Source organism: Pseudarthrobacter sp. TE9888 (assembly GCF_056279345.1).
Genome location: NZ_JBWBRD010000002.1, coordinates 2,755,855 through 2,779,766, shown reverse-complemented (window position 1 = coordinate 2,779,766; position 23,912 = coordinate 2,755,855). Strand labels below are relative to the sequence as shown.

The 23,912-nt window shown below is 67.7% G+C and carries 17 protein-coding genes and 1 tRNA gene; 5 read left to right on the top strand and 13 right to left on the bottom strand.

Annotated features, from left to right (window positions below):
• Positions 1–17 precede the first annotated feature (17 nt).
• The 6 genes from ACZ9J7_RS13475 to ACZ9J7_RS13450 form a co-directional block, all read right to left on the bottom strand.
• Positions 18–2,753, bottom strand: coding sequence for a helix-turn-helix transcriptional regulator (locus ACZ9J7_RS13475; protein ID WP_476210069.1), 2,736 nt, complete (start codon positions 2,751–2,753; stop codon positions 18–20).
• 109 nt (positions 2,754–2,862) lie between these two features.
• Positions 2,863–3,468 carry an aminoacyl-tRNA hydrolase gene (gene pth, locus ACZ9J7_RS13470; RefSeq protein ID WP_476210067.1) on the bottom strand — a complete coding sequence of 202 codons (606 nt, stop codon included), beginning with the start codon at positions 3,466–3,468 and terminating at the stop codon, positions 2,863–2,865.
• 118 nt (positions 3,469–3,586) lie between these two features.
• Complete coding sequence (locus ACZ9J7_RS13465) at positions 3,587–4,207, bottom strand: 50S ribosomal protein L25/general stress protein Ctc (RefSeq protein WP_476210065.1); 621 nt, start codon at positions 4,205–4,207, stop codon at positions 3,587–3,589.
• 291 nt (positions 4,208–4,498) lie between these two features.
• Positions 4,499–5,479, bottom strand: coding sequence for a ribose-phosphate diphosphokinase (locus ACZ9J7_RS13460; RefSeq protein WP_188569849.1), 981 nt, complete (start codon positions 5,477–5,479; stop codon positions 4,499–4,501).
• Between the two features lie 2 nt (positions 5,480–5,481).
• Complete coding sequence (glmU, locus tag ACZ9J7_RS13455; protein WP_476210063.1) at positions 5,482–6,960, bottom strand: bifunctional UDP-N-acetylglucosamine diphosphorylase/glucosamine-1-phosphate N-acetyltransferase GlmU; 1,479 nt, start codon at positions 6,958–6,960, stop codon at positions 5,482–5,484.
• Between the two features lie 103 nt (positions 6,961–7,063).
• A tRNA-Gln gene (locus ACZ9J7_RS13450) sits at positions 7,064–7,135 on the bottom strand.
• A 133-nt stretch (positions 7,136–7,268) separates the two neighbouring features.
• Between ACZ9J7_RS13450 and ACZ9J7_RS13445 the strand changes: the two genes are divergently transcribed.
• Positions 7,269–7,895: a TetR/AcrR family transcriptional regulator gene (locus tag ACZ9J7_RS13445; RefSeq protein WP_476210062.1), complete on the top strand. Its 627-nt coding sequence runs from the start codon at positions 7,269–7,271 to the stop codon at positions 7,893–7,895.
• Positions 7,896–8,080: 185 nt separating this feature from the next.
• Here ACZ9J7_RS13445 and ACZ9J7_RS13440 read toward each other — a convergent pair whose 3' ends face one another.
• From ACZ9J7_RS13440 to ACZ9J7_RS13420, 5 genes are all read right to left on the bottom strand, one after another.
• Positions 8,081–9,910 carry an ABC-F family ATP-binding cassette domain-containing protein gene (locus ACZ9J7_RS13440; RefSeq protein ID WP_476210060.1) on the bottom strand — a complete coding sequence of 610 codons (1,830 nt, stop codon included), beginning with the start codon at positions 9,908–9,910 and terminating at the stop codon, positions 8,081–8,083.
• A 33-nt stretch (positions 9,911–9,943) separates the two neighbouring features.
• Positions 9,944–10,903 carry a 4-(cytidine 5'-diphospho)-2-C-methyl-D-erythritol kinase gene (locus tag ACZ9J7_RS13435; RefSeq protein ID WP_476210058.1) on the bottom strand — a complete coding sequence of 320 codons (960 nt, stop codon included), beginning with the start codon at positions 10,901–10,903 and terminating at the stop codon, positions 9,944–9,946.
• The gene (rsmA, locus tag ACZ9J7_RS13430; protein WP_476210056.1) at positions 10,900–11,772 is read right to left on the bottom strand and encodes a 16S rRNA (adenine(1518)-N(6)/adenine(1519)-N(6))-dimethyltransferase RsmA; all 873 of its coding nucleotides are present in this window, start codon (positions 11,770–11,772) and stop codon (positions 10,900–10,902) included. Before rsmA ends, ACZ9J7_RS13435 begins: the two co-directional genes overlap by 4 nt.
• A gap of 112 nt (positions 11,773–11,884) precedes the next feature.
• Positions 11,885–13,081 carry a transglycosylase family protein gene (locus tag ACZ9J7_RS13425; RefSeq protein ID WP_476210055.1) on the bottom strand — a complete coding sequence of 399 codons (1,197 nt, stop codon included), beginning with the start codon at positions 13,079–13,081 and terminating at the stop codon, positions 11,885–11,887.
• A 255-nt stretch (positions 13,082–13,336) separates the two neighbouring features.
• Positions 13,337–14,242: a TatD family hydrolase gene (locus tag ACZ9J7_RS13420; RefSeq protein WP_476210053.1), complete on the bottom strand. Its 906-nt coding sequence runs from the start codon at positions 14,240–14,242 to the stop codon at positions 13,337–13,339.
• A 163-nt stretch (positions 14,243–14,405) separates the two neighbouring features.
• On the opposite strand from ACZ9J7_RS13420, the gene ACZ9J7_RS13415 reads away from it, so the two are divergent.
• The 3 genes from ACZ9J7_RS13415 to ACZ9J7_RS13405 are packed head-to-tail and all read left to right on the top strand — an operon-like array spanning position 14,406 to position 19,453.
• Positions 14,406–15,506, top strand: coding sequence for an AAA family ATPase (locus ACZ9J7_RS13415; RefSeq protein WP_476210051.1), 1,101 nt, complete (start codon positions 14,406–14,408; stop codon positions 15,504–15,506).
• A gap of 9 nt (positions 15,507–15,515) precedes the next feature.
• Complete coding sequence (locus tag ACZ9J7_RS13410; RefSeq protein ID WP_476210049.1) at positions 15,516–16,979, top strand: DUF58 domain-containing protein; 1,464 nt, start codon at positions 15,516–15,518, stop codon at positions 16,977–16,979.
• Positions 16,976–19,453: a transglutaminase TgpA family protein gene (locus ACZ9J7_RS13405; protein WP_476210048.1), complete on the top strand. Its 2,478-nt coding sequence runs from the start codon at positions 16,976–16,978 to the stop codon at positions 19,451–19,453. The genes ACZ9J7_RS13410 and ACZ9J7_RS13405 overlap by 4 nt, the downstream gene beginning before the upstream one ends.
• Before the next feature lie 57 nt (positions 19,454–19,510).
• Here ACZ9J7_RS13405 and ACZ9J7_RS13400 read toward each other — a convergent pair whose 3' ends face one another.
• Both ACZ9J7_RS13400 and rsmI read right to left on the bottom strand, forming a co-directional pair.
• Complete coding sequence (locus ACZ9J7_RS13400) at positions 19,511–21,010, bottom strand: NAD-dependent succinate-semialdehyde dehydrogenase (RefSeq protein ID WP_387559850.1); 1,500 nt, start codon at positions 21,008–21,010, stop codon at positions 19,511–19,513.
• Positions 21,011–21,225: 215 nt separating this feature from the next.
• Positions 21,226–22,101: a 16S rRNA (cytidine(1402)-2'-O)-methyltransferase gene (gene rsmI, locus ACZ9J7_RS13395; RefSeq protein WP_476210046.1), complete on the bottom strand. Its 876-nt coding sequence runs from the start codon at positions 22,099–22,101 to the stop codon at positions 21,226–21,228.
• 45 nt (positions 22,102–22,146) lie between these two features.
• On the opposite strand from rsmI, the gene ACZ9J7_RS13390 reads away from it, so the two are divergent.
• On the top strand, positions 22,147–23,874 hold the full coding sequence (locus ACZ9J7_RS13390) for a dolichyl-phosphate-mannose--protein mannosyltransferase (RefSeq protein ID WP_476210045.1): 1,728 nt from the start codon (positions 22,147–22,149) through the stop codon (positions 23,872–23,874).
• Positions 23,875–23,912: the final 38 nt, after the last annotated feature.

Genomic DNA, 23,912 nt, shown 5'->3' with positions numbered 1-23,912 from the left:
CCGCCGGCTTGTGCCCGTTAGACGAGTCCAGTCAGATCACCCCTTGAAGTCACGCCCAGCTTAGTGAAGACCTGGTACAAATGGCCTTCCACGGTGCGGACCGACACGCCCATTTCCATGGCGATGTCACGGTTCGATGCACCGCGGCCGGCCATTCGGGCAATTTGCCGTTCCCGGCTGGTCAACAGCGGGCTCCCGCTGCTGGGCACGATGGGCAGGTTGGAGACGGTGGCGGCCAGGATGTCCAGCCGGGCCTGGGCGGTCCTTGCCGAGAGGGCGTCCCCGTCCTGGCGGGCGAAATCAACCGCCAACGCCATGCACCGGGCTTCAACGGCGTCCAGCTCCAGTGTCGCTGCGAGCTCGCCGCCGGCAAGGAGTGTCTTGGCGTCCTTCGTCCTGCTCCCGAGGGCGATCAGCCGTGAAACTTCGGCCAGCGGACCCTGCCGATGGCCTGCGATGTCCTCCAGGAGGCGGAAGTCGGTATCGCTGCCGTTCACGGTTGCGGCCAGCAGGTACATGCCGCCCAGGGTGTGCCTGCCTGCTTCGAGGTTGCGGCGGGCACCCTGTTTCAGTCCCGCCACGGCCTCGGAGTCGCCCAGCCAGCGGCCGGCGACGAGGGCACAGAACTCGATGATGCTCTCCGCTGCGAACCCTGCCTTGCCGGATGTCCTTTGCAGCTTAGCCAGGTACTTGCGGGCAAAGGCGGCGTTCCCGGTCTGCGCGTAGGCCAAGGCCGTGGCGGCGTACGCCGTCCGCAGGGCCGCCTGGACTGGCTGCAGTTCCAGCTGCGCAGCGGCGGAGATCAGGGGTTCAAGGGCCGCCTCGCCCCGACCCGAGAAAGCGAAGGCCACTCCGGCCGCGAGTTCGGTGGCGGCGCTCCGGTACGGCAGCCGGTGGGGCTGACCAGTACTGAAGGGGCTGAGGAGGTCGATGCAGCGCCGCCACTGGCCCGCCACCAGCAGCACGAAGTAGGCCTCCCTGGTGTAGCGCTCACGGAGCCCAACGATGTGCGAGGCGTCGGTGAGCTGCCCGCCGAGTTGGCGCATGAGGCTCAGTGCGTCCATCTCCCGCCCGGTCAGCGCCAGGGCGCTCATCAGCGTGATGGCGGACTGGAACCGGAACGCGGTGTCCGGGTTGGCCTCGGGATCGGCCGCCTGTTCCAGTGCCGGAATCATGGCAGCGTAATTGCCGGTGTGGGCCTGGTATTCGAATTCGCTCAAGGAGATGCGGTTGGCCGCAACGGCTGCGGGTGCAGGCCAGACCGGAGGCTGCGCCGTCCTGTCCAGCCATTCCCTGGCGGTGGCCAGGAGTTCGGGGACCTTGCCCTCGTGCTCAGGGAGGTACCGCATCACCCGCGCCTTGGCGGCCATTACCTGGGCATACTCTTCGGGATCGAGGGCATCGAGCTCGGGCCGGGAAATACTTTCCAGGGCTGACAAGGCCTGGTCCGGCATGTCCAGCTGCAGGTATGCCGCGGCCTTTTGGCGCTGCGCCGACGCCCATCCGGCATCGGTTCGCCGCAGCATGTCCGCATAGGTCAGGGCGAACCGGGGGTCGAAAAGCTGGACTGCAGCCTCGGCAGCCGCCAACGCCAGCGCGGGAGCCAGTTCGGCCTCGCACTCATGGGTCCAGGCGGCGAAGGACATCAGTTCATCCACCGTCATGATTGCCGGGTCCGGCTCCCTGCCGCCCAGGAGTACGTTGCGAAGCTCGCGCCGCCGGGAGATGCTCAGCCAGGTCCTGACAACATCCCCGATGTATTTCTCGCGCAGCGACACCCAGCGGTTCTCGGAGTCGTCGATCTCGAGCAGCGCGCCGTCCTCCATGTCCGCAACCACGTCCGCGCCGTAGATCGCGGTGAGGCTGGACAACTCCACGCGCCGGGCGCAGGAGAGCATTTCGATGACCTCGCGGGTCTCGGGAGTTTCCCGCGACCAGCGGGAGCGGACGATGTCATCAAGGCTGGCGGCGCCGTCGAGCACCACCTTGTCCCGCAGCGTCCAGACCGAATCGGAGAGGACCAGGTTTCCGGAGAGCTGCTGTTCGGTGACAAGGGCTTTGAGCAGCAGTGGATTTCCGCCCACCATCTGGTGGTAGGTGCTGACCAGGGAGGAAGCGACCCGGTGGCCCAGCAGGGACAGCAGCACCTGCCTGGTTTGCAGCTCGTTGAGGTTGCTGAGCCGTACTTCGGTCAGCTTCCGGTCCGTAAGGAGCCAGTGGAAATCAGCCGGAAGGTCGCTGGAGTTTGGGGCGACGGCAACGATCTTCGCCGTGCCGGTCAGCAGGACGTTCAGCAGCACGCCCGCGCTCATGTCGTCGATGCAGGCGGAGGTGTCCAGCGTAATAACGCATGGCCTGCCGGCGGCGTCGCTGCGGATCAACGAGGTGATGCCCCGGAGGATGGCGGTGGGCGAGCCCATGTAGGCCTGCGGGAGCCGGGCCAGCAGGAATGAGAGGCAACCGTACGGGGTGGCGGATCCCGAAGGCCCACTCCGGAGCTGCAGGGACCAGATATCCGGGCCGAGGTCCGCCACGGCGGCGCGGGCAAGGGAGGACTTGCCCACTCCCCTGGGACCGGTGACCACCACTCCCAAGGAGTTTTCGCTGGTCAGGGCGGTGCGGACGGCGTCGAGGTTGGCGCTTCGTGCAGGCATGGACCATTGCTGGCCCTCCGGTGCCCCGGAGGATGGCGTGGGCAGCCCGTCACCTTGCGGCGTTGACCCACGTCCCCAGCTGAGTGGCTCGATTGACATGAACTTTTCCCCTACATCCTGCAATAGCGGGATGTAGCCCCATTGCTCCCCCGCATAGGAAGAAGAGTACCCCGTGCCACAGACAGGGAAACAGGGCCAGAGGGAACTTTTACGATTCCGGCTGGCGTATTTCCGTTTTGGCAGGGTGGAACTTCTGCTGCGCCGCCGTGAGTCCCTCCCGGAGCAGGGACTCTACGGCGTCGGCGGCATCGTCCAGCAGGAAAGGTAATTCCTTGTGTTCCGCGGTGCCGAAGTCGCGAAGGACAAAGTCGGCGGTGTCCATCCGTCCGGGCGGCCGTCCCACCCCGACGCGGACCCGCAGGTAGTCCTTGGTGCCGAGTGCCTTGGAGATGTCCCGCAACCCGTTATGGCCGCCTTCCCCGCCACCGAGCTTGAGTTTGACCGTGTTGAAGGGGATGTCGATTTCGTCATGCACCGCGACAACGTGGTCCGCGGGGATGCCGTAGAAGTTGGCCAGGGCTGAGACGGGGCCCCCGGATACGTTCATGTAGCTCATCGGCTTCGCCAGGACCACCCTGGGGCCACCGATGCCAAGCCGGCCTTCGAGGACCTGGGCGCGGGCTTTATGGGTTTTGAATCCGGACCCAATGCGGCCGGCGAGTTCATCGAGCACCATCTGGCCCACGTTGTGCCTGTTGCCTTGGTACTGCGTGCCGGGGTTGCCGAGGCCAACGATCAGCCAGGTGTCAGTCATGGATTCAATCCTAGGGGGATGGCGTGGACAGGATGGCAGCGTCCGGAAGGACGCCCGCCTGCGGACATGGCAGTGGCCGGGCCCCTCGGGGGTCCGGCCACTGCGGGAACTGCGGTGGTTACTCTGCTGCGGCTTCTTCTGCTGCGGGAGCTTCCTCTGCTGCGCCCTCGGCGGCAGCTTCGGTTTCAGTTTCCTCGGCGATTTCGACGGCCTCGGAGATGTTCACCACGAGTGCCTCGGCGTCCGTCAGGAGGACGGTGCCCTTGGGCAGGACCAGGTCGGAGGCGTGGATGTGCTCGCCGGCGGCGCGGCCTTCAACACTGACCACGACGGCGGTGGGCAGGTGGGTTGCCTCGGCCTCGAGGGACACGACGGTCAGTTCCAGGTTGTGGACGGTGCCGGGGGCGGTTTCGCCTTCAACGTGGACCGGAACGTCAACCGTGACCTTTTCGCCCTGGCGGACGGTCAGGAGGTCGATGTGCTCGATGATCTGCTTTACGGGATCGCGCTGGATGTCCTTGACCAGGGCCAGGTGGCCTTCGCCGTTGATGTCCAGGGACAGCAGGGCGTTGGCGGTGCGGACCGCGAGGGTGGTGGCCTTGGCCGGGAGGGTGACGTGGATGGGCTCTGCGCCGTGGCCGTAGATGACGGCGGGGATCAGGTTGGCCATCCGGGCGCGGCGGGCGTAGCCCTTGCCGAATTCGGTGCGCAGTTCTGCTGCGAGCTTCTGCTCAGACATGGAAATCTCCTTGAAGACTAAACGGTGTTCAGCAAGGGCGGAGGTCTGGTGTGACCTTCAACGCCGGGCGGCCCGGAGGCGGCCCTTCAAGAAGGCGGTCCCTGCAAAAGGACCTGCAGACCCAGTCGATAACGGAGGCTATGCCCTCCCTCGCCAAGGTATCGCCTAAAAGCCTACCAGTGGGGGGACCATTTCCTTTAATCCGCACCGCCCCCTGAGCTCGCAAGCTCAGGGGGCGGTGGGGCGCAGACCCAGCCGGCTCCTGCCGGCGGGGTCCCGTCAAGTACTGTCCTAGGCCTTGCCGTCGAAGAGGCTGGTGACGGAACCGTCGTCGAACACTTCGCGGATGGCCCTGGCAATCAAAGGCGCGATGGAAAGCACCGTGAGCTGCGGGAAACGCTGGGACGAATTGAGCGGCAGCGTGTTGGTGACCACCACTTCGCGCGCGCCGGACTCGGAGAGGCGCCGGGCCGCGGGGTCGGAGAAGACAGCGTGGGTGGCCGCGATGATGACATCCTTGGCGCCGGCGTTCTTCAGGACGGTGACGGCGCCGGAGATGGTTCCGCCGGTGTCGATCATGTCGTCGATCAGGACGCAGGTGCGGCCCTCGATCTGGCCCACGACGGTCTTGGAAACGGCCTGGTTGGGGACGGTGAGGTCGCGGCTCTTGTGGACGAAGGCCAAGGGCGCGCCGCCCAGCCGTTCGGCCCACTGTTCGGCGACGCGGACGCGGCCGGTGTCCGGCGACACCACGGTGATGTTGTCCGAACCCACGCGGGTCCGGATGTAGTCGGCCAGCAGCGGGATGGCCATCAGGTGGTCAACCGGGCCGTCGAAGAAGCCCTGGATCTGGGAGGTGTGCAGGTCCACGCTCATGATGCGGTCCGCACCGGCGGTCTTGTAGAGGTCCGCCACCAGCCGCGCGGAGATCGGCTCGCGGCCGCGGCCCTTCTTGTCCTGGCGGGCATAGGGGTAGAACGGCGAAACGACGGTGATCCGCTTGGCGGAGGCCCGCTTCAGCGAATCGATCATGATCAGCTGTTCCATGAGGTGGTTGTTCAGCGGTGCGGGGTGGGCCTGGATCACGAAGGCATCGGTACCGCGGACGCTTTCACCGGCCCGGACGTAGATCTCACCGTTGGCGAAGTCGTAGGCATCCAGCGGGAGGAGTTCGGTGCCGAGCTCCTTGGCGATTTCCCTTGCCAGCTCAGGGTGTGCCCGCCCGGAGGCGAGCACCAGCTTCTTCTCGCCGTGCGCCGTAATTTCGCTCATTGTTACTTGCCCTCTTCTGTAGATGCCGGGGTACTTGAGGAGTCAGGGGTGGCCGCCTGGGCCAGTTCGGCGGACCGGGTCCCCGGGCGGTGCGCCGGGACCCAGCCTTCAGTGTTGCGCTGGGCGGCGATGCTCAGCGCCAAGGCACCGGCCGGTACGTCCTTGCGGATCACCGCGCCGGCGCCGCTGTAGGCGCCGTCCCCCACGGTGACCGGGGCAACAAAGACCGTGTTGGAGCCTGTCCGGACGCCCGAGCCGATCACCGTGCGGTGCTTCTTCTCGCCGTCGTAATTGGCTGTGATGTTGCCGCAGCCGATGTTGGTGTCCTCGCCGATTTCGGCGTCCCCGGCATATCCCAGGTGGGACAGCTTGGAGCCGCGGCCGATGGTGACGTTCTTGGTTTCGTAGAAGGCGCCGATCTTTCCTTTTTCACCCAGGACGGTGCCAGGGCGAAGGTAGGTGAAGGGGCCGACGGCGGCGCGCGGCCCGATCACCGAGCCGGAGCCGTGGGTGCGGACCACCGTGGCACCCTCGCCGACTTCGACGTCGGTCAGGGTGGTGTCGGGGCCCACGACGGCGTCCCTGGCCACCGTAGTGGTGCCGTGCAGCTGGGTGTTGGGCAGGAGCCGGACGTCCTCGTCGAGGGTGACTGACGCGTCGATCCACGTGGTGGCCGGGTCCACCACGGTCACGCCGGCACGCATCCATGCTTCCACGGTGCGGCGGTTCAGCTCGGCACCGAGGGCTGCGAGCTGGACGCGGTCGTTGGCGCCTTCCACCTGCCAGCGGTCAGCGGTGACGACGGCGGCAACGCGGCCGCCTGCCTCGCGTGCGAGTCCCAGCACGTCGGTGAGGTATTTCTCCCCCTGGGCGTTGTCGGTGGTCACCTTGGCCAGCGCCTCGCGGAGCACGGCGGCGTCGAAGGCGTAGATCCCGGAATTGACTTCCCGGATCAGCTTTTCGGACTCGGAGGCGTCCTTGTGTTCGCGGATGCCGGTGACGGAGCCGTCCTCACCGCGAAGGATGCGGCCGTAGCCGGCGGCGTCGTCCAGGACGGCCGTGAGGACCGTGACAGCGTTGCCTTCGCGTTCGTGGGTGGCAACGAGTTCCTTCAGCAGGTCGCCGGACAGCAGGGGCACGTCACCGTAGGTGACCACCACGGTTCCAGCCAGGTCCTCATCCGCGTGCAGGGCATGCAGGGCGGCTTCCACAGCGCGGCCGGTGCCGGGCACGTCGTCCTGGTCCACAATGACGGCGTCGGGGTCGAGGGCCGATACATGGCCGGCCACCAGGTCGCGTTCATGGCGCACCACAATCGCAAGGCGCTGGGGGGCGATGCTGCGGGCCGCGCGGAGGGCGTGGCCCACCATGGACAGGCCGCCGATTTCGTGCAGGATCTTGGGGGTACGCGATTTCATCCGGGTACCGGCGCCTGCTGCCAGAACAATTACAGCGGCCGGGCCGGCATTCTCGGGGATCACGTACGGGCTCTCCTTGCTTCGTTGTGCTGGCGCTTGGCGGAACCCCGCGGGCCAAGCCGCCGGGCACCGGGTGCCATCCTCATGATCGCGCCCCGCGCAGCAGTTCCGCCCATAGGATTCGAACCTATACTCCACGGCTCCAAAGGCCGGGGTGCTGCCGTTACACCAGAGCGGACCGTGCCGGAAGACTCAAGCTCCGGGCACAAGTCCCTATTTTGCCACGGGTTCAGGGCCCTGCGCGACACAGGGCGTCCGGCTGCCGTCCGTCCCGCTGAATCCTGCCGCCGGCGGTGGGGCATGATGGGAAGGTGAGCAACAACCTTCCGCGGATGCGGATGACTGGCCTGCAGCGCCGAAGCCAGCTGATCGACGTCGGCCGCGGCCTTTTCGCCGCCCGGGGGCTGGACGGAACCACCATCGAGGAAATCGCTGCCTGCGCTGGTGTGTCCAAACCGGTCATCTACGAACACTTCGGTTCCAAGGAAGGGCTCTACACCGAAGTGGTGGACTGCGAATTCCACATCCTGCTGGATGCCGTCAATGCCGCCCTGACCGAGCAAGCCAAACCCCGCGTCCTCGTTGAGCGGGCGGCCCTGGCCCTGCTCACCTACATCGAGGAACGCACGGAGGGCTTCCGTATCCTGATGCGCGACGCTCCCCCGTCCCAGCCTGAGGGCGCGTTCTCCACCCTGCTCTCCCACGTCACCGCCCGCGTGGAGCACATCCTCTCCGACGAGTTTTCCCGCCGCGGCCTCAGCGGCGAGGACGGAGCCATGTACGCCCAGATGCTCGTGGGCATGGTGGCCATGACCGGCCAGTGGTGGCAGGACAGCCGCCAGCCCGACAAGCAGACCGTGGCCGCGCACCTGGTCAACCTGGCCTGGAACGGCCTGACCGGGCTCAAGAAGGACCCTGAGCTGCAGTCAGAGGGGTGAGTTGTCACCTTCGTGAGCGGGGCACCTGCGTCCGGTCCGGGTCCGCGGCACAGGAGCCCTTCGCCGTCGCTTAGACACAACGCATAGGGGCACCTGCGGTCGCTGGGCGACCTACGGCGCCCGATGCGCCGCGATGCGCGACTACACGAAGGCCTTCTGCACCGCTGGTGCCCGCGTCGCCTTTGTCAGTCGCCGAGGAGTTCGGAGGCTTCCAGCCACTCCATTTCCAGGGCGTCTTTTTCGTCGGTGAGGTTCTTGAGCTGTTTGTTCTGGTCGGCGAGCTTGTCGAAGTCGCCGGCCTCGGTGGTCTTCAGCATCAGGTCATGAAGCTTCTTTTCCTCCTGGTCCAGCTTCTTGATTTGCCGCTCGATCCTGTTGAGGGCCTTGCGGGCCTCGCGCTTCTCGGCCTCGGAGGGTCCGTTGCCAGCGCCACCGCCGGCCTGTGCCTGGCCTGCGCTGGTGACCGGGTTTCCGCCGCCTGTCACTGTTGAGCCGGCCAGTGCTGCTTCGCGCAGTTCGAGGTACTGGTCCACGCCCCCGGGCAGTCCGCGCAGCTTGCCGTCGCCGAGCAGTGCCATCTGGTGGTCGGTCACCCGTTCAAGCAGGTAGCGGTCGTGGCTGACCACCACCAGGGTGCCCGGCCAGCCGTCCAGGACGTCCTCAACGGCGGCGAGGGTGTCGGTGTCGAGGTCGTTGGTGGGCTCATCGAGCATCAGCACGTTGGGTTCGCCCACCAGCAGCCGGAGGAGCTGCAGGCGGCGCCGCTCACCGCCGGAGAGGTCGCGCACGGGTGTCCACTGTTTCTGGTTGGTGAATCCGAGCTGCTCCACCAGCTGGCCGGCCGTGAATTCCTTGCCACCCACGTTGAACGAACGCTTTTCCCGCTCGATGACCTCGATGACGCGCAGGTCAGCGACGTCGTCGAGCTCCTTGACTTCCTGGGTGAGCACGGCGGTGACAACCGTTTTGCCCTGCTTGCGCTTGCCGGCGTCGGGCGTGATCTCGCCGTTGAGCAGCTTGAGGAGGGTGGTCTTGCCCGCGCCGTTGACGCCCACCAGGCCCAGGCGCTCCCCCGGGGCCAGGCGCAGGGTGACGTTGTCGAAGAGCTTCCTGCCGTCGTCGCCCTGGAAGTTCAGGGACACGTTCTCGAGGTCCAGGACGTCCTTGCCCTGGCGGGCGGTGGCCATCTTGCTCAGCGCCATCGAGTCGCGCGGAGCCGGGACGTCCGCGATGAGCGCGTTGGCTGCCTCGATCCGGAACTTCGGCTTTGCGGTGCGGGCGGGGGCGCCGCGCCGCAGCCAGGCGAGCTCCTTCTTGACCAGCTGCTGGCGCTTGCCTTCCACCACGGATGCCATCCGGTCGCGTTCGGCCCGCGCCAGCACATAGGCGGCGTAACCGCCTTCAAAGGGGTCCACGATCCCGTCGTGCACTTCCCAGGTCTTGGTGCAGACTTCGTCGAGGAACCACCGGTCGTGGGTGACTACGAGGAAGGCGCCCTGGTTGGCCCGCCAGCGCGTCTTCAGGTGCCGGGCCAGCCAGGCCACCCCTTCGACGTCGAGGTGGTTGGTGGGCTCGTCCAGCATGATGACGTCGTGGTCCTCGATGAGCAGCTTGGCCAGGGCCACGCGGCGCTTCTGGCCGCCGGAAAGGGCGTGGACGTTGGCGTGCCAGTCGACGTCGGACACCAGGCCGCCCATGATTTCCCGGATGCGGGGGTTGCGGGCCCATTCGTAGTCCGCCTGGTCCCCCACGATCGCCGCACCCACCGTCAGGTCGCCGTCGAGCACGTCGCTCTGGTCCAGGTACCCCACGTTGACGTCGCCGCGTTTGGTGACCCGGCCGGAGTCCGGGGTGGAACGCAGGGACAGCAGGCGCATCAGGGTGGACTTGCCGTCACCGTTGCGGCCCACCATGCCGATCCGGTCCCCTTCCTCCAGTCCCAGGGTGATGCCGTCCAGGACGGTGCGGGTTGCGTAGGAAACCGTGAGGTTTTCGCCGCCAAGAAGGTGTGCCAAAGGGAACTGCTTTCTGCTGCCGGACTGGAAGTGTTAGAGGAGGGTGTCGGAGATGATTCGTGCGCCCGGGACGGGGCCGTGGACGGCGAGTGCTGTCAGGCCGTAGCGCTGCAGGTCCTCTGCGAGGGCAGCGGCTGCCACGGAGTCTTCGGCCAGCAAAGCCACGGTGGGGCCGGATCCGGAGACCATGCCTGCAATGGCGCCATGGGATTCACCGATTCCCAGCGTATCGCGCAGCGCAGGCGAGAGTTCAATGGAGGCACGCTGCAGGTCGTTCACCAGTACACGGCCCAGGGACTCGGCGTCGCCGCCGCGCAGCGCCGCGAGGATCTGTGGATCAACCCCGGCGGGTTCTTCGGCGTCGATTCCCCCGGCGCCGCGCAGGCGGTCCAGGGTCCGGTACACCTCGGGCGTGGAGAGGCCGTAGTCTGCCACCACCAGCACCCAGTGGGTTTGCGCCTTGGCCAGGGCCGGAGACAGTTCGTCGCCCAGGCCGAGGCCGACGGCGGTTCCGCCCAGGAGCGAGAACGGGACGTCTGCGCCCAGTTCCGCTGCGAGGTGTGCCAGTTCCTCACGGGACAGTCCGCTGTTCCAGAGGGCGTCGCAGGCCAGGAGGGTGGCTGCGGCGTCGGCGGAACCACCGCCCATGCCGCCGGCCACCGGTACCCGTTTGGTGATCTCCAGGTGCACGCCGGTGGCGTGTTCGGAAACGTCGGCCATGATGGCGGCCGCCTTGTAGGCCAGGTTGCTGCCGTCCAGGGGGATGTCGACGTCGTCGAGGTCCAGGGTGCTTTCCGGGCTGAGGCTGATGGTGATGCCGGGGGCAGCGGTACTGGTGGCGGCCACTTCCTCATATAGGGACACCGCGAGGTAGACGCTGGCCACCGAGTGGTAGCCGTCCGGCCGCAGCGGCCCCACTGCCAGGGAGACGTTGACCTTGCCCGGCGCCTTGACCCGGACCGTCCTGGCAGCGAAGCGCCCTGCCGCGCTCACGGGCGGTTTTCCCTGGCTTCGGCGATACGGGCGAACGCTGCGATGTCGATGACTTCGCCGCGCGCGGTGGGATCCACGCCGGCCGCCAGCAGGCAACGCTCGGCATCCGGCGCTCCCCCGGCCCAGCCGGCCAGTGCGGCACGGAGCGTCTTGCGCCGCTGCGCAAACGCAGCATCCACCACGGCAAACACCTGCTCGCGGGTGGCAGTGGTGGCCGGTGGTTCGCGGCGGGTGAAGGCCACGAGGCCGGAGTGGATTTTCGGGGCCGGCCAAAACACGTTCATGCCGATCACGCCGGCCTTGCGCATCTGGCTGTACCAGGCGGCCTTGACGGACGGCACGCCGTAGGTCTTGGATCCCGGCCCGGCGGCCAAGCGGTCCGCTACCTCGTCCTGCACCATCACCAGGCCGTGCTGCAGGCTGGGGAAATGCTGGAGCAGGTGCAGCACCACGGGAACGGCCACGTTGTACGGCAGGTTGGCCACCAGGGCAGTGGGTTCCACCGGCAGTTCGGTGACTTTCATGGCGTCGGCGTGCACCAGGTGGAATGCGTTGGCGGCGGCCGGCCGCCATTCGTTCACCGTTTCGGGGAGCTTCGCGGCGAGTACAGGGTCGATTTCGACGGCGACGACCGCCGCTGCGGCGTCGAGCAGGCCCAGCGTCAGGGACCCCAGGCCAGGACCGACTTCAAGGACCGTCTCGTCCGGCCCCACGCCCGCGGCCGCAACAATGCGGCGGATCGTATTGCCGTCAATGACAAAGTTCTGGCCCAGGGTCTTGGTGGGCCTGACCCCGATTTCCGCTGCCATCCGGCGAATGTCGGAGGCACCGAACAGCGGTGCGGGCACGGCGGGGATCGGTTCAGTCACCTAGGTATCCTATCCCGCGCGGCACGGCGGCCCTTCCGGTTAACGGCGATGGCCGGCCCCGGAGTACCCGGGGCCGGCCATCGCCGTCAGCTGCGCGTTTGTGCCATGCGGATCAGCGGCTGGCCGCCCAGCCGCAGCCCCACGGCGACAGGCCGCGCTGCGCGTAGACGCGGTTGGCGATGTCGATCTGCTGGGCCTTGGTGGCGAGGCTCGCGTTCGGAGCGTAAGCACCGCCGCCGGCGCCGATCCAGGTCTGGATGTCGAACTGCAGGCCGCCGTAGTAGCCGTTGCCGCTGTTGATGCTCCAGTTACCGGTGGACTCGCACTGGGCGATCTTGTCCCACATGGCTTCGTTCATCATGGCCGGTGCTGCCGCGCCGGTGTTGGCACCTGCAGCGGCGGGGGCCGCCGCGGCCTGGACGGCCGGCTTGGCTTTGGTGCCCACGGTGACCTTCTCGGTGACCGGCTGGACTGCGACATTCTCCGACACCAGGGTGCGGGAGGCCTCCCGGCCATCCACGAGCACCAGCTTGAAGGTGCGCTCGATCTTTCCGGCGGATCCGGCCTGGGTCACCTGCTTCTCACCCTTGAGCATGTCTGCGCTTTCGGCGGTGACCGTATCGAAGGGGACGTCCTCGCTGGTGACGGCGGTCTGGCCGGTGTCCACCCTGGAGACCTTGATGACCATGTTGTTCACCACGTTGGCGTTGGCCGGCTGCGAAGAGCGGTCGTTGGCGCCGAGGGTCACTCCGGAGTCCTCGAGGACCTTGCCCACCGTAGGGGCGGTGGTGGTGGAGGTGTTCACTTTGCCGTCGGCAACGATGCTGACGGTCTTGGGCGTGGAGATGGAGACGTAGGAACCGGCCGGCGCGAGGGTGGCATCCTTGGGCGCTGACACGGAGGACGCACTTGCCACACCGAGTTCGGTCACCAGGTCCTCGACGTCCTGCGCCGTGGTGTTGACCGTCTTCTCGGCCCCGTCAAGGCTGACCTTGACTTCCTTGGCCTGGTTGATGTTGATGATGGTGCCGTCCTGGACGGTGGCGTCCAGGGAGGGCGAGACGCGGTCGCCGGGCTTCAGGTCCAGGTTGGCGCTCTTGACCACCTGTGCCACTGTTCCACCAAAGGACTGCACGGACGACGCTTGGCCGTCCACGTTGAGCGTGACTATTTTGTTATTGCCCACGAAGGCTACGAGGCCTGCGACCAGGCCGCAAAGCACCAGCAGCTGGGCGCCAACCTTTATAAAGCTGAACTTGCCGTCCGATGTGAAGAACTTGATCACGATTGCCCGTAACTCTCGGTCCATCCGGGCACGGGGAACGCGCAATAAAATGCCCGGAGCAACCTCGAAAGGAGAGTCCGGGCACCCATGCGCCGCCACACTCCGCGCAGCGGCAGGGCCGATTATTGGTCAAGCCGGACCGGCTGCACGTGGAGTGAAATTACCCGTCGGCCTTCCCCGACCCCGGCTAATAGTTTTCCACTGTAACCGTAGCGTTATAAAGCAGCCAACATTTTTGCATACCAGGTATACAGTCGAGGATTGAGGTTGAGACTGCGGTCAGGACCAGGATCCGTATGCCCGTGCGGTATTTTCGCTGATTGCGGTGCACAGGACGGCAAGGTCGGAGCCTGTCAATTCTGCCATGGCCCGCACGGTGTAAGGGACCATGTAGCTCGCGTTCGGACGCCCCCGGTGCGGGTGCGGCGTCAGGAACGGGGCGTCCGTTTCCACCATGACAAGCTGGCGGTCAGCGACCGCGAGCGCAGCCCGGAGGTTCGCAGCGTTCTTGAACGTCAGGGTGCCGGCAAAGGACATCCACCAGCCCTGCTCATTGCATGTCCTGGCAAGGTCCTCATCCCCGGAAAAGCAATGGAACACCACCCGCTCCGGCGCCCCTTCCTCCCGGAGTACCCGGACGACGTCCAGGTGGGCATCCCGGTCATGGATCTGCAGGGTCAGGTCCAGCCGTTTTGCGATATCGATGTGGCGCCGGAACGAGTACTCCTGGTGCCGCAGCCCCTCGCCTTCCGTGCGGTAGAAGTCCAGCCCGGTTTCGCCGATGGCCCGGATGCGCGGATGCGCGGCCAGCTGTTCGATCTCGGCAAGGGCCGCTTCCAGTTCACCCCGGGCGGCGTAGTGCGGAGCATCGTTAGGATGCAGCGCTACCGCTCCCAGGAGCCGTTCGTCCAGGTCCACCGCTTCCACTGTGAACCGCGAGGACTCCAGGTCGCAGCCAACCTGGACAGCCCCCTGCACCCCGACAGCCGCTGCAGCATCGAGGGCAGCCTTGATCCCTACCGGCCCCTTTCCTTCCGGGAAGTCCAGGTGGGTGTGGTTGTCCATGACCGGGACCGGCAACGGTTCCGGTGCCGGCGGGAAATCCCTGCGGCGTCCTGCGTCAGGATCGGTGGTTGCCTCTGCGGCAGGCGCCCGGTAGGCGGCGGGAATGGACGAATCGCACATCCAATCAGCCTAGCGGCCCCAGGCTCCCCCATATTTGCCGGAACTCTCTGTCAGGCAGGGCAGTTGTGTTAGTAGTCTGGAACGAACACACGCGCACGCCCACCGAGGGGCGAAGGCAGGCTTGCTGTCACGTCCAGGTGAAACCCGGGCTGAAAGGTTGCCGATGGAACCCCACCGACGCACTGCCAACGATGGAAGCGCACCGAACCTCAACCTGGCCGGCGTCGCCGATCCTGTCAGCCACCTGAACGGCCACAGGCCGGCAGCCATGGAGTCCGGAGCCTTCCACGCGGCCGCGCAACGCATCCTGACCACCGTCAACACGGTCATCGACGGCAAATCCGATGCCGCCAAGCTGGCGCTCACCGTCCTCCTCGCCCAGGGCCACCTGCTGGTGGAGGACGTTCCCGGCGTCGGAAAGACGCTGCTGGCAAAAACCCTTGCCCGGACCATCGACTGCACTGTCAATCGAATCCAGTTCACCCCCGATCTCCTGCCCTCCGACGTCACGGGGGTGTCCATCTACAACCAGGCTTCGAGGCTCTTCGAATTCCGGCCCGGGGCGGTGTTCGCCAACATTGTCATCGGCGACGAAATCAACCGGGCGTCCGCCAAGACCCAGTCCGCCCTCCTCGAGTGCATGGAGGAGCACCAGGTGACGGTGGACGGCACATCCTACAAACTCGATGAGCCGTTCATGGTGGTGGCCACCCAGAACCCCATCGAAATGGAAGGGACCTATCCTCTGCCCGAAGCCCAGCGGGACCGCTTCATGGCCAGGATTTCCATGGGCTACCCGGACAAGGACGCCGAGATCGAGATGCTCGAGACCCACCAGGCGGTCTCGCCGCTGGCGAACGTCTCCCCCGTGGTCACGGCCGCCGATGTCGCCGCCATGATTGCCAGCGTCCAGCAGGTGTTCGTGTCCGGTCCCGTGAAGGAATACACGGTGTCACTGGGCAGGGCCTCACGGGAGAGCCCGCTGCTGAGGCTCGGTGCGAGCCCCCGGTCCATGCTGCAGCTGCTGCGCGCCGCCAAGGCCACGGCAGCCCTGGACGGACGCGATTTTGTCCTCCCGGACGATGTGGCTGACGTGGCGGAGGCCGTCCTGGCGCACCGGATCATCCTTGACCGGAAGGCTGCCGGCGCCGGCGAGACCCCGCACAGCGTCCTGCGGGGCATCCTGTCCCGGCTGCCCGTGCCGCAGGCTGCCGCCGGACAGCCCGACCGGGCCGGGGCCGCCGCCGGCAGCAGGAACCGCTAGGCGAATGCCATGGCCCTCCTGGACAAGCTCCCGCGGCACCTGTTCACCAGGCGCGGGTGGGGCATGCTCGCGGGCGGCGCCTCCGCGCTGGCTGCGGCCCAGGTCATGGGACGCCGTGACCTCCTGACCCTGGCACTGCTGCTGCTTCTGCTGCCCCTTGTCTCCCTCGCGGGCGTCCGCCTCGTCAAACCGCGCTTCCGGGTCTACCGGGAGTTCAACCCCTCACCGGTGGAAACCTCAGCACCCGCCGTGGTTTCCCTCGCGGTGGCCAGGACCGGCCCGGGCAGCGGGCGCGTCGTCATGGACGAGCGGCTCCCGGCCCAGTTCGGCCACCCACCCGCCTTCCGGTTCCCGTCCCGCGCCGCCACCGGCGGCACCAGCCGCTACGAATACCACCTCACCTCCAGGTATCGCGGACAGTTCAGGATCGGACCGGTCACGGCCGAGTTCACCGACCCCTTCGGTCTCTCGCTGCACCGGCGGTCCATTGACGACGGCGACGTCCTCACCGTGACGCCTGCCGCCGTCGTCCTGCCTGCCACAGGATTGGCAGGGGCCCGGGGCAACGACGGCGTGACCGCCACCCGGGTGCGGGCAAACCCCAGCGATGACGACGTGATGACCCGTGAATACCGCCACGGCGACCCGATGCGGAGGGTCCACTGGGCGGCCACGGCCAGGCACGGGGCCCTGATGGTCCGGCAGGAAGAATCCGTGACCACGCCGGAAGCGACCATCATCCTGGACCACCGTTCCGGGGCGTTCGCAGGCGGGCCGGGAACCTCGTCCCCGGGGCTGCGGAGCCACGACGGGCATGCACCGGCCACCAGCGACACGTTCGAATGGTCGGTTGTTGCTGCCATGTCCGTCAGCGCCCACCTGGCAGAACGCAATTACGGCCTTCGCCTCCTGGATGCCGGAGGCGAACCGGCGTTCCTGCACTCGCCGTCGTCCACAGAGCCGGCGGCCGAGGAGTACAACGGCCCGTCCGGCCTGCAGTCAATCGCCGAAAGCCTGGCTGCGATCCACCTCTCCGGCCCGCTCCACCCACGGCGGGACGGCGGGCTCCTGGACAAAGGCGGCCGCGCCGCGGAGCACCGGGCCGCGGGAACGCGGACGCACCCTGGCATCGACCAGGGGCCGCCGGCGTTTGACGACCACTTGATGGACAAGCTCTCCGCGCACCGGATGCGGGGGCCGCTGATTGCAGTTCTCGGCCGGATTACCGGCGAGGAGGCGGCGGCCCTGGCTCCGGCTGCCGCCTATGGCACCGACGCGTTCGCCCTCCTGGCCGTGGAACGTCCCGCGGAGTTCCAGCATGTCCTGGAGGTGCTGCGGCAGGGCGGCTGGCGGGCCGTGGCCGCGGGGCCGAATACCCGGCTTTCTGCAGTGTGGGGCCAGTTCGGCCAGGATCCGGCCCTCCCGGTGGCACCGGCGTCGGAGGTCCGCCGGGGAGCGGGGGTGGCCAAATGACCATGGCACCGGCCCGGCCAACAGTGGCCGGGCAGCGAGCGCACGGCAATCCCGGGGTGCCCGCAGGACGAACGGGCGCGGGCGCCTATCCCTGGGCCATGGCGGCAGCCATCGCGGCGGCAGCCTGCGGGGCTGCCCTGTCCCTGAACGGCGTCCTTCGCGGCTGGAACTGGTACTGGGCCGCCATGACCACGGTGGTGGCGGTGGCCTTCACCATGGCAGCACTACGTTCCGTCCGCGCCCAGCCCCTGCTGGTGACCGCCGGCGGGTTCGTTACCCTGGGCGGTGTGCTGACCCTGACGTTCTTCCGCGGTTCCAGCTTCCTATGGGTCGTCCCCACCGGGGCCACACTGCCGGAACTGGACCGGTTGATCCAGCGCGCCAGCGAAACGGTCCTGGCCGAGACAGCGCCCGTGGCGCCGAACGCCGGAATTGTCATGGTGGTCTGCGCCATACTCGGCCTGGCCGTCATCCTGGTCGATGCCCTCGCAGTGCCGCTGGCCATGCCCGCAGCTTCCGGCGTCGGGCTGCTGGCCCTGCTGGTGGTCCCGGCCATGATCAAACCCCAGAGCGTGGGCGTCGGAAGCTTCGTCGCCACGGCGGCGGGGTACCTGATCATCCTTGCCTGCAGCCAGTGGTTCGCGCCGGACGGCAGGGTGCAGGGCGGATCGGCGCGCAGCCCGGGGCTGGTGCGGCGGGCCGCCGTAACCGGCGCCGTGGCCCTGGCCGCCACCCTGGTGTTGCCCCTGGCCATCCCCGGCTTCGACCGTGGCACCTTCCCGCAGGGTTCACGGCTGAACCCATGGGGCGGCTCCACCGGCCTCAACCCGATGATCACCCTGGGCAGCAGCCTGCGCACCCCGGACGGAAGCGGCAGGATCACGTACGCCACCAACTCGCCCGTACCCCTCTACCTGCGCTCGGTGACGGTGGACAATTTCGACGGCGACTCCTGGGGCCCGGATGACCGGACCGGCTCCAGGGTGCCGCTGGACGGCCGGATCGACCCCGGCTATCCGGTCCTCACCGACGAGCAGGTGCGCCTGGTCACCGCCATCGACGCCGGGTCCTTCACCAGCCCCTACCTCCCGGTCCCCTATGCGCCCGAAACCGTCAGCGGCCTCGGCGGACAGTGGACCTGGGATCCTGCCACGCTGAGCATCAAGGCCACTGACACCACCACCCGGCGGCAGGAATACCTGGTGACCTCAGCGGTGCCCAAGCTCACCGCAGCCCTGCTGGCCCAGTCCTCGGGTCCGGCCCGCGGCATCGCCGATGTGTTTACCAGGGTCCCGGGCAACGTGCCGGACATTGTGAAAACCACGGCGCAGAACGTGGCGGGAGGCGCGGGGACCCCGTACCAGAAGGCCATGGCCCTCCAGAAGTACCTCCGGTCCTCCGAGTTCACCTACTCGCTTCAGTCACCGGTGCAGGGCGGCTACGACGGCAACGGGCTCTCCGTCCTGGCCGACTTCCTGCAGCAAAAGAGTGGGTACTGCATCCACTACGCCTCCGCGATGGCGGTGATGGCCCGGCTGGAAGGCATTCCGAGCAGGATTGCCGTGGGTTACGCACCGGGCAGGCTGACCGGGGCCAGCATCACGGTGGCCGGGCAGGGCTCCCTCCCGGAGTACGAGGCCGATGCGCGCGACGCCCATGCCTGGCCCGAACTGTACTTCCAGGGGCTGGGCTGGGTGGCCTTCGAACCGACGCCTTCCCGCGGAGTTGTCCCCGACTACGCCACCGAGGCTTCGGCATCATCCGGTGCCGAGTCCCTGGGCAACAACGACGGACTCATTCCTGATACCGTCCCCGCACCCTCACCGGCTGCCACGGCAACTGCGCAGGCCGTCCCCGGCGCAGGCGGCAGCGGCACCGGCGACGGCGCGCAGTTGATGCCCTGGCTCCTCGGTACCGCCGGAGCCGCCGCCCTGCTGCTCCTGGCCGGAGCCCCGCATATGGTCCGGACCGGCACCCGGTCACGCAGGCTGCACCCCAAACGTCCGGACCTGGCAGTGCCCCTGGCGTGGAGCGAACTGAAGGACCTTGGCACCGATTACGGGCTGCCACCCGGAGAGAGCGAGACGCCGAGGACCTATGCGGCCCGGTTCCGCAGCACGCTGCTGGGCGAGCCCGGCGGCATGGACCGGGACGCCCACGAGGCAGTGGCATCCCTGACCGCGGCCTTCGAACAGCACAGGTACGGCCGTCCCGGCAGTGAAGGTCCAGCCGGTGCGTTGGGCCCGGACCTTGCTGCCGGAGTTGCCGCCGTGGAGGAGTCCCTCCAGGCGAACGCTCCCCGGTCCAGGCGGTGGGCTGCCTCCTGGCTCCCCCGGTCCGTCACGCGCCGCCTGGGGCTGCTGCTGGGGATGCCGTTCAGCGCCGCCGGCCGCGCCATCCGGCGGCTGCCGCGTGCCAGGGCCCAGGTGGGGCCGGCAGCGGACGACGGCGGCAGCAGGTCCCGCGGGGGCTGAACGCAATGTGCCGGCCGGGAAATTTCCCGGCCGGCACATGCAGGTTTCTTGCCGGAATCAGCCGGCGTAAGGGTCAGCGATACCGATGTACTGCGTGTAGAGGTACTCCTCGATGCCTTCCAGGCCGCCTTCACGGCCCAGTCCGGACTGCTTCACTCCACCGAACGGCGCCGCGGCGTTGGAGATGACGCCGGCGTTCAGGCCGAGCATGCCGGTCTCCAGCTTTTCGCCCATCCGGATACCCCGGTTGATGTCCTTGGTGAAGACGTAGGCCACCAGGCCGTATTCGGTGTTGTTGGCCAGGCGGACAGCTTCGTCCTCGCTGCCGAAGGTGATGATCGGGGCCACCGGGCCGAAGATTTCCTCGGACAGGATGCGCGTTCCCTCGGAGACTCCGGACAGGATGGTGGGCTGGTAGAAGTAGCCCGGGCCCTCTACCGGTCCGCCGCCCAGGACGGCCTTGGCGCCGGAAGCGACGGCGTCGGAGACCAGTTCGTGGACCTTGTCCCGGCTCTTGGCGTCGATCAGCGGCCCCACCTTGGATTCGGGCTCAGTGCCGCGGGCGGTGGTCATTTCCTTCATTTTCGCGGCGAACTTCTCCGCGAATTCGGCGGCCACGGACTCGTGGACGATGAACCGGTTGGCAGCGGTGCAGGCCTCGCCCATGTTGCGGAGCTTCGCCGCCATGGCGCCGGTAACAGCGGCGTCCAAGTCGGCGTCCTCGAAGACCAGGAACGGGGCATTGCCGCCGAGCTCCATGGAAGTGCGCAGCACGTTTTCGGAGGCATCGGCCAGCAGCCGGCGTCCAACTTCGGTGGAGCCGGTGAAGGACAGCTTCCGGAGGCGGGAGTCCTTGATCAGGGGTCCGGTGGTAGCTCCGGCCGTGGAGGTGGGAATGACGTTGAGGACACCGGCGGGCAGGCCGGCCTCCTGCATGACGGCGGCGAACAGCTGGGAGGTCAGCGGGGTGAGGTTCGCCGACTTCAGCACCATGGTGCAGCCCGCCGCGACGGCCGGGGCAATCTTGCGGGTGGCCATGGCCAGCGGGAAGTTCCACGGGGTGATCAGCAGGCACGGACCCACCGGCTTCTTGGTCACCAGGAGGCGGGACTTGCCGTCGGGGGAAACGGAGTAACGGCCAAAGGCACGCACTGCTTCCTCGGAGAACCAGCGCAGGAACTCAGCGCCGTAAGTCACCTCGCCGCGTGCTTCGGCCAGCGGCTTGCCCATTTCCAGGGTCATCAGGAGGGCGAAGTCTTCAGCCCGTTCCGTCACCAGGTCGAAGGCCCGGCGGAGGATTTCGCCGCGTTCGCGGGGCGGGACCTTCGCCCAGGACTCCTGGGCTGCCGCGGCAGCATCCAGGGCCGCCGCGCCGTCCTCGGGGCCGGCGTCGGCGATGCTCAACAGCACCTTCCCGGTGGCAGGATCCTCGACGTCGAACGTCTTGCCGGAAGCGGCGTCGCGCCACTCCCCGTTGATGAGCAGCCCGGTGGGAACGGAGGCCAGAAGCCGGGTTTCGCGCTCGGCGGTAACGGCCGGCTGTGCAGTGACAGTCACGATGACTCCCTCGTCGGTAGGGTTTTGGCAGCCCTTCGCCGCGGCCGGAGTGACCGGGATCATGGGGCTGATTAACAGCCAGACTACTGCGGGGCACTGCCATGGTCTACGCCGTTGCGCACTGCGGAATCGCTACTGCGCTGTGCAGCTGCACAGCGCAGCAGCACAGCGCAGCAGCACGGTTCCGGGAGTGCGCCGGGCGGGCCCTGCGGACCTTAGCGGGCGGCGAGGACCGCGGAGTAGAGTTCCCGCTTGCTGACGCGGACGTCCTCGGCCACGGCGGCCACCGCTTCCTTCAGCCGGATGCCCTGGGCCACCAGTTCGTTGACGGCCGCCACGTGGTCTTCCGGGGTCCCTGCTGCCTGTTCGGGAGCGCCGCCCAGGACCACGGCGATCTCGCCGCGGACCTCGTTGTCCTCGGCCCACTGGAGGAGTTCGCCCACGGTGCCGCGGATGACTTCCTCATATGTTTTCGTCAGCTCGCGGCACACTGCGATCCGGCGGTCCGGGCCGAACCTTTCCCGCAGGGCCCGCAGCATTGCCTCGAGCCGGTGCGGGGCCTCGAAGAACACCATGGTGCGCCGCTCCCCCGCCAGGTCCGCCAGGCGGGAGGCCCGCTCGCCTGCCTTGCGCGGCAGGAATCCTTCGAAGCAGAACCGGTCGGTGGGCAGGCCGGAGAGCGCCAGGGCGGTGAGGACGGCGGATGGCCCCGGAACAGCGGTGACGGGGAGTCCAGCCGCGATGGCCCCCTCCACCAACCGGAACCCGGGGTCCGAGACCGCAGGCATCCCGGCGTCGGTCACCATCAGCAGCGTGCTGCCTGCACGCACCTGGTCCAGGAGCTCGGCCGTCCGGGTGGCCTCGTTGTGCTCGTGGTAACTGATGATGCGGCCCGCAACGGCGACACCCAGGCTTTGGACCAGGCGGTGGAGGCGCCGGGTGTCCTCCGCCGCCACGATGTCCGCCGTGCCCAGCAGTTCCACCAGCCGGGCGGAGGCATCGCCCGTGTTACCGATGGGAGTGGCGGCAAGGACAATCCGCCCCGCCGTCGCAGGGCCGGGCTCGGGAAGGGTGCTGGGGTTCGGGTCCACCCACCAAGCCTACTGCCGCCGGGTCTTCCAGCCGCAAAAGGTAGCATGGGGCTCGTGACGCAGACCTCGACGCGGCCCGCCGGGGCCGGGAAACCCAGCCCGGCGGCATCTTCCGGCGGAACCGCCACCACTGCGGCAGGGCCCGCGGGGACCGCTGCCAGGGCCTGGATCAGCCGGCCGGACGAAGCGTTCACCGTCGAAGCGCTCACGGCGAGGCTCATCGGCACCGCCACCTCGTGGCGGGACTATCCCGCATCACTCCGGCTCTGGTTCATGCTGGTTCCGGTCCTCACGGCGGTGGTCGCCGGACTTCTCCGCTTCATCCGCCTCGAAGTGCCGCACAAGCTGGTCTTCGATGAGACGTACTACGTCAAGGATGCCTATTCCTACCTCATCAGCGGGTACGAACGCAGCTGGCCGGACAAGGCCAACGATTCCTTTAACGCCGGAAATCCGGACGTCCTGCTGAACACCCCCGAATATGTGGTCCACCCGCCGGTGGGCAAATGGATGATCGCGGCCGGCATGTGGCTCTTCGGGCCGGAGAACCCCTTTGGCTGGCGCTTCGCCGCGGCCCTCACGGGCACCCTGACCGTGCTGCTGGTCTCACTGATCGCCCTGAAACTGTTCCGCTCGCTTCCGCTGGCCGGCGCCGCAGGGCTGCTCCTCGCCGTCGACGGCCACCACCTGGTGATGTCCCGCACCTCGCTCCTGGACGTCTTCCTCACGTTCTGGGTCCTGGCTGCCTTCGGGGCACTGCTGATGGACCGCGATGACGGGCGCCGCCGCCTGGCCCACCGGCTGGCCCGCGCCGCCGCCGCGAACGGCGGCCAGCCCCCGGCCCGGGCGCTGCTGTCCGGACCATGGCTGGGCGTGCGCTGGTGGCGGGTTGCCGCCGGGGTCTGCATGGGACTGGCGGTGGGAACAAAATGGTCGGGCCTGTTCTTCCTGGCCGGCTTCGGCATCCTCACGGTGCTGTGGGACCTCAACGCCAGGCGTGTGGCGGGCGTCCGCGGCTGGATCAGCGGCGGAGTCATCCGGGACGGTATCCCTGCCTTCCTTGGGATGGTCCCCGTGGCAGGGATCGTCTACTCGGCCACCTGGACAGGCTGGTTCCTGTCGGACAACGCCTACTTCCGCCACTGGGCGGAAAGCAACCCGTCGGCGGAATGGGGCTGGCTCCCCGACTCCGTCCGGTCCCTCATCCACTACCACCTGGAAGCGTACAAGTTCCATCAGGGCCTGAGCTCCGAGCACCCCTACCAGGCCAGCGCCTGGAGTTGGCTGGTGATGGGGCGGCCCACGTCATTCTTCTACGAGTCCCCGCCCCAGGGCACCCCCGGCTGCGACGTGGAGAAATGCACCTCTGCCATCCTGTCCGTGGGAAACCCGCTGGTCTGGTGGCCGGCCGCCATTGCCTTGGTGGTCCTGCTGTTTTGGTGGGCCGGACGCCGGGACTGGCGTGCCGGAGCGGTGCTCGCCGGCGTCGCCGCGGGCTACCTGCCGTGGTTCATGTATCCCGAGCGGACCATGTTCTACTTCTACGCGGTGTCCTTTGAACCGTTCCTGGTCCTTGCCCTGGTGTATTGCCTGGGACTGGTCCTGGGCCGACCGTCGGATCCCCCGTGGCGCCGGCGTTCCGGGCTGTACCTGGTGGTCCTGTTCCTGGCAGCGGCAGTTCTGCTGTCGGCCTTCTTCTACCCGATCTGGACCGCCGAAGTGATCCCATACGTCGACTGGAAGGTGCGGATGTGGATGCCATCCTGGATCTAGGGCAGGATGGCAAGGGAGACCTGAAGGAGCCGCTGCCG

Bases quoted from the DNA above. Each gene is read 5' to 3' on its own strand.
- ACZ9J7_RS13475 (WP_476210069.1), bottom strand. From the start codon at position 2,753: ATGTCAATCGAGCCACTCAGCTGGGGACGTGGGTCAACGCCGCAAGGT.
- pth (WP_476210067.1), bottom strand. From the start codon at position 3,468: ATGACTGACACCTGGCTGATCGTTGGCCTCGGCAACCCCGGCACGCAG.
- ACZ9J7_RS13465 (WP_476210065.1), bottom strand. From the start codon at position 4,207: ATGTCTGAGCAGAAGCTCGCAGCAGAACTGCGCACCGAATTCGGCAAG.
- ACZ9J7_RS13460 (WP_188569849.1), bottom strand. From the start codon at position 5,479: ATGAGCGAAATTACGGCGCACGGCGAGAAGAAGCTGGTGCTCGCCTCC.
- ACZ9J7_RS13425 (WP_476210055.1), bottom strand. From the start codon at position 13,081: ATGGACCGAGAGTTACGGGCAATCGTGATCAAGTTCTTCACATCGGAC.
- ACZ9J7_RS13420 (WP_476210053.1), bottom strand. From the start codon at position 14,242: ATGTGCGATTCGTCCATTCCCGCCGCCTACCGGGCGCCTGCCGCAGAG.
- ACZ9J7_RS13415 (WP_476210051.1), top strand. From the start codon at position 14,406: ATGGAACCCCACCGACGCACTGCCAACGATGGAAGCGCACCGAACCTC.
- ACZ9J7_RS13410 (WP_476210049.1), top strand. From the start codon at position 15,516: ATGGCCCTCCTGGACAAGCTCCCGCGGCACCTGTTCACCAGGCGCGGG.
- ACZ9J7_RS13405 (WP_476210048.1), top strand. From the start codon at position 16,976: ATGACCATGGCACCGGCCCGGCCAACAGTGGCCGGGCAGCGAGCGCAC.
- ACZ9J7_RS13390 (WP_476210045.1), top strand. From the start codon at position 22,147: ATGGGGCTCGTGACGCAGACCTCGACGCGGCCCGCCGGGGCCGGGAAA.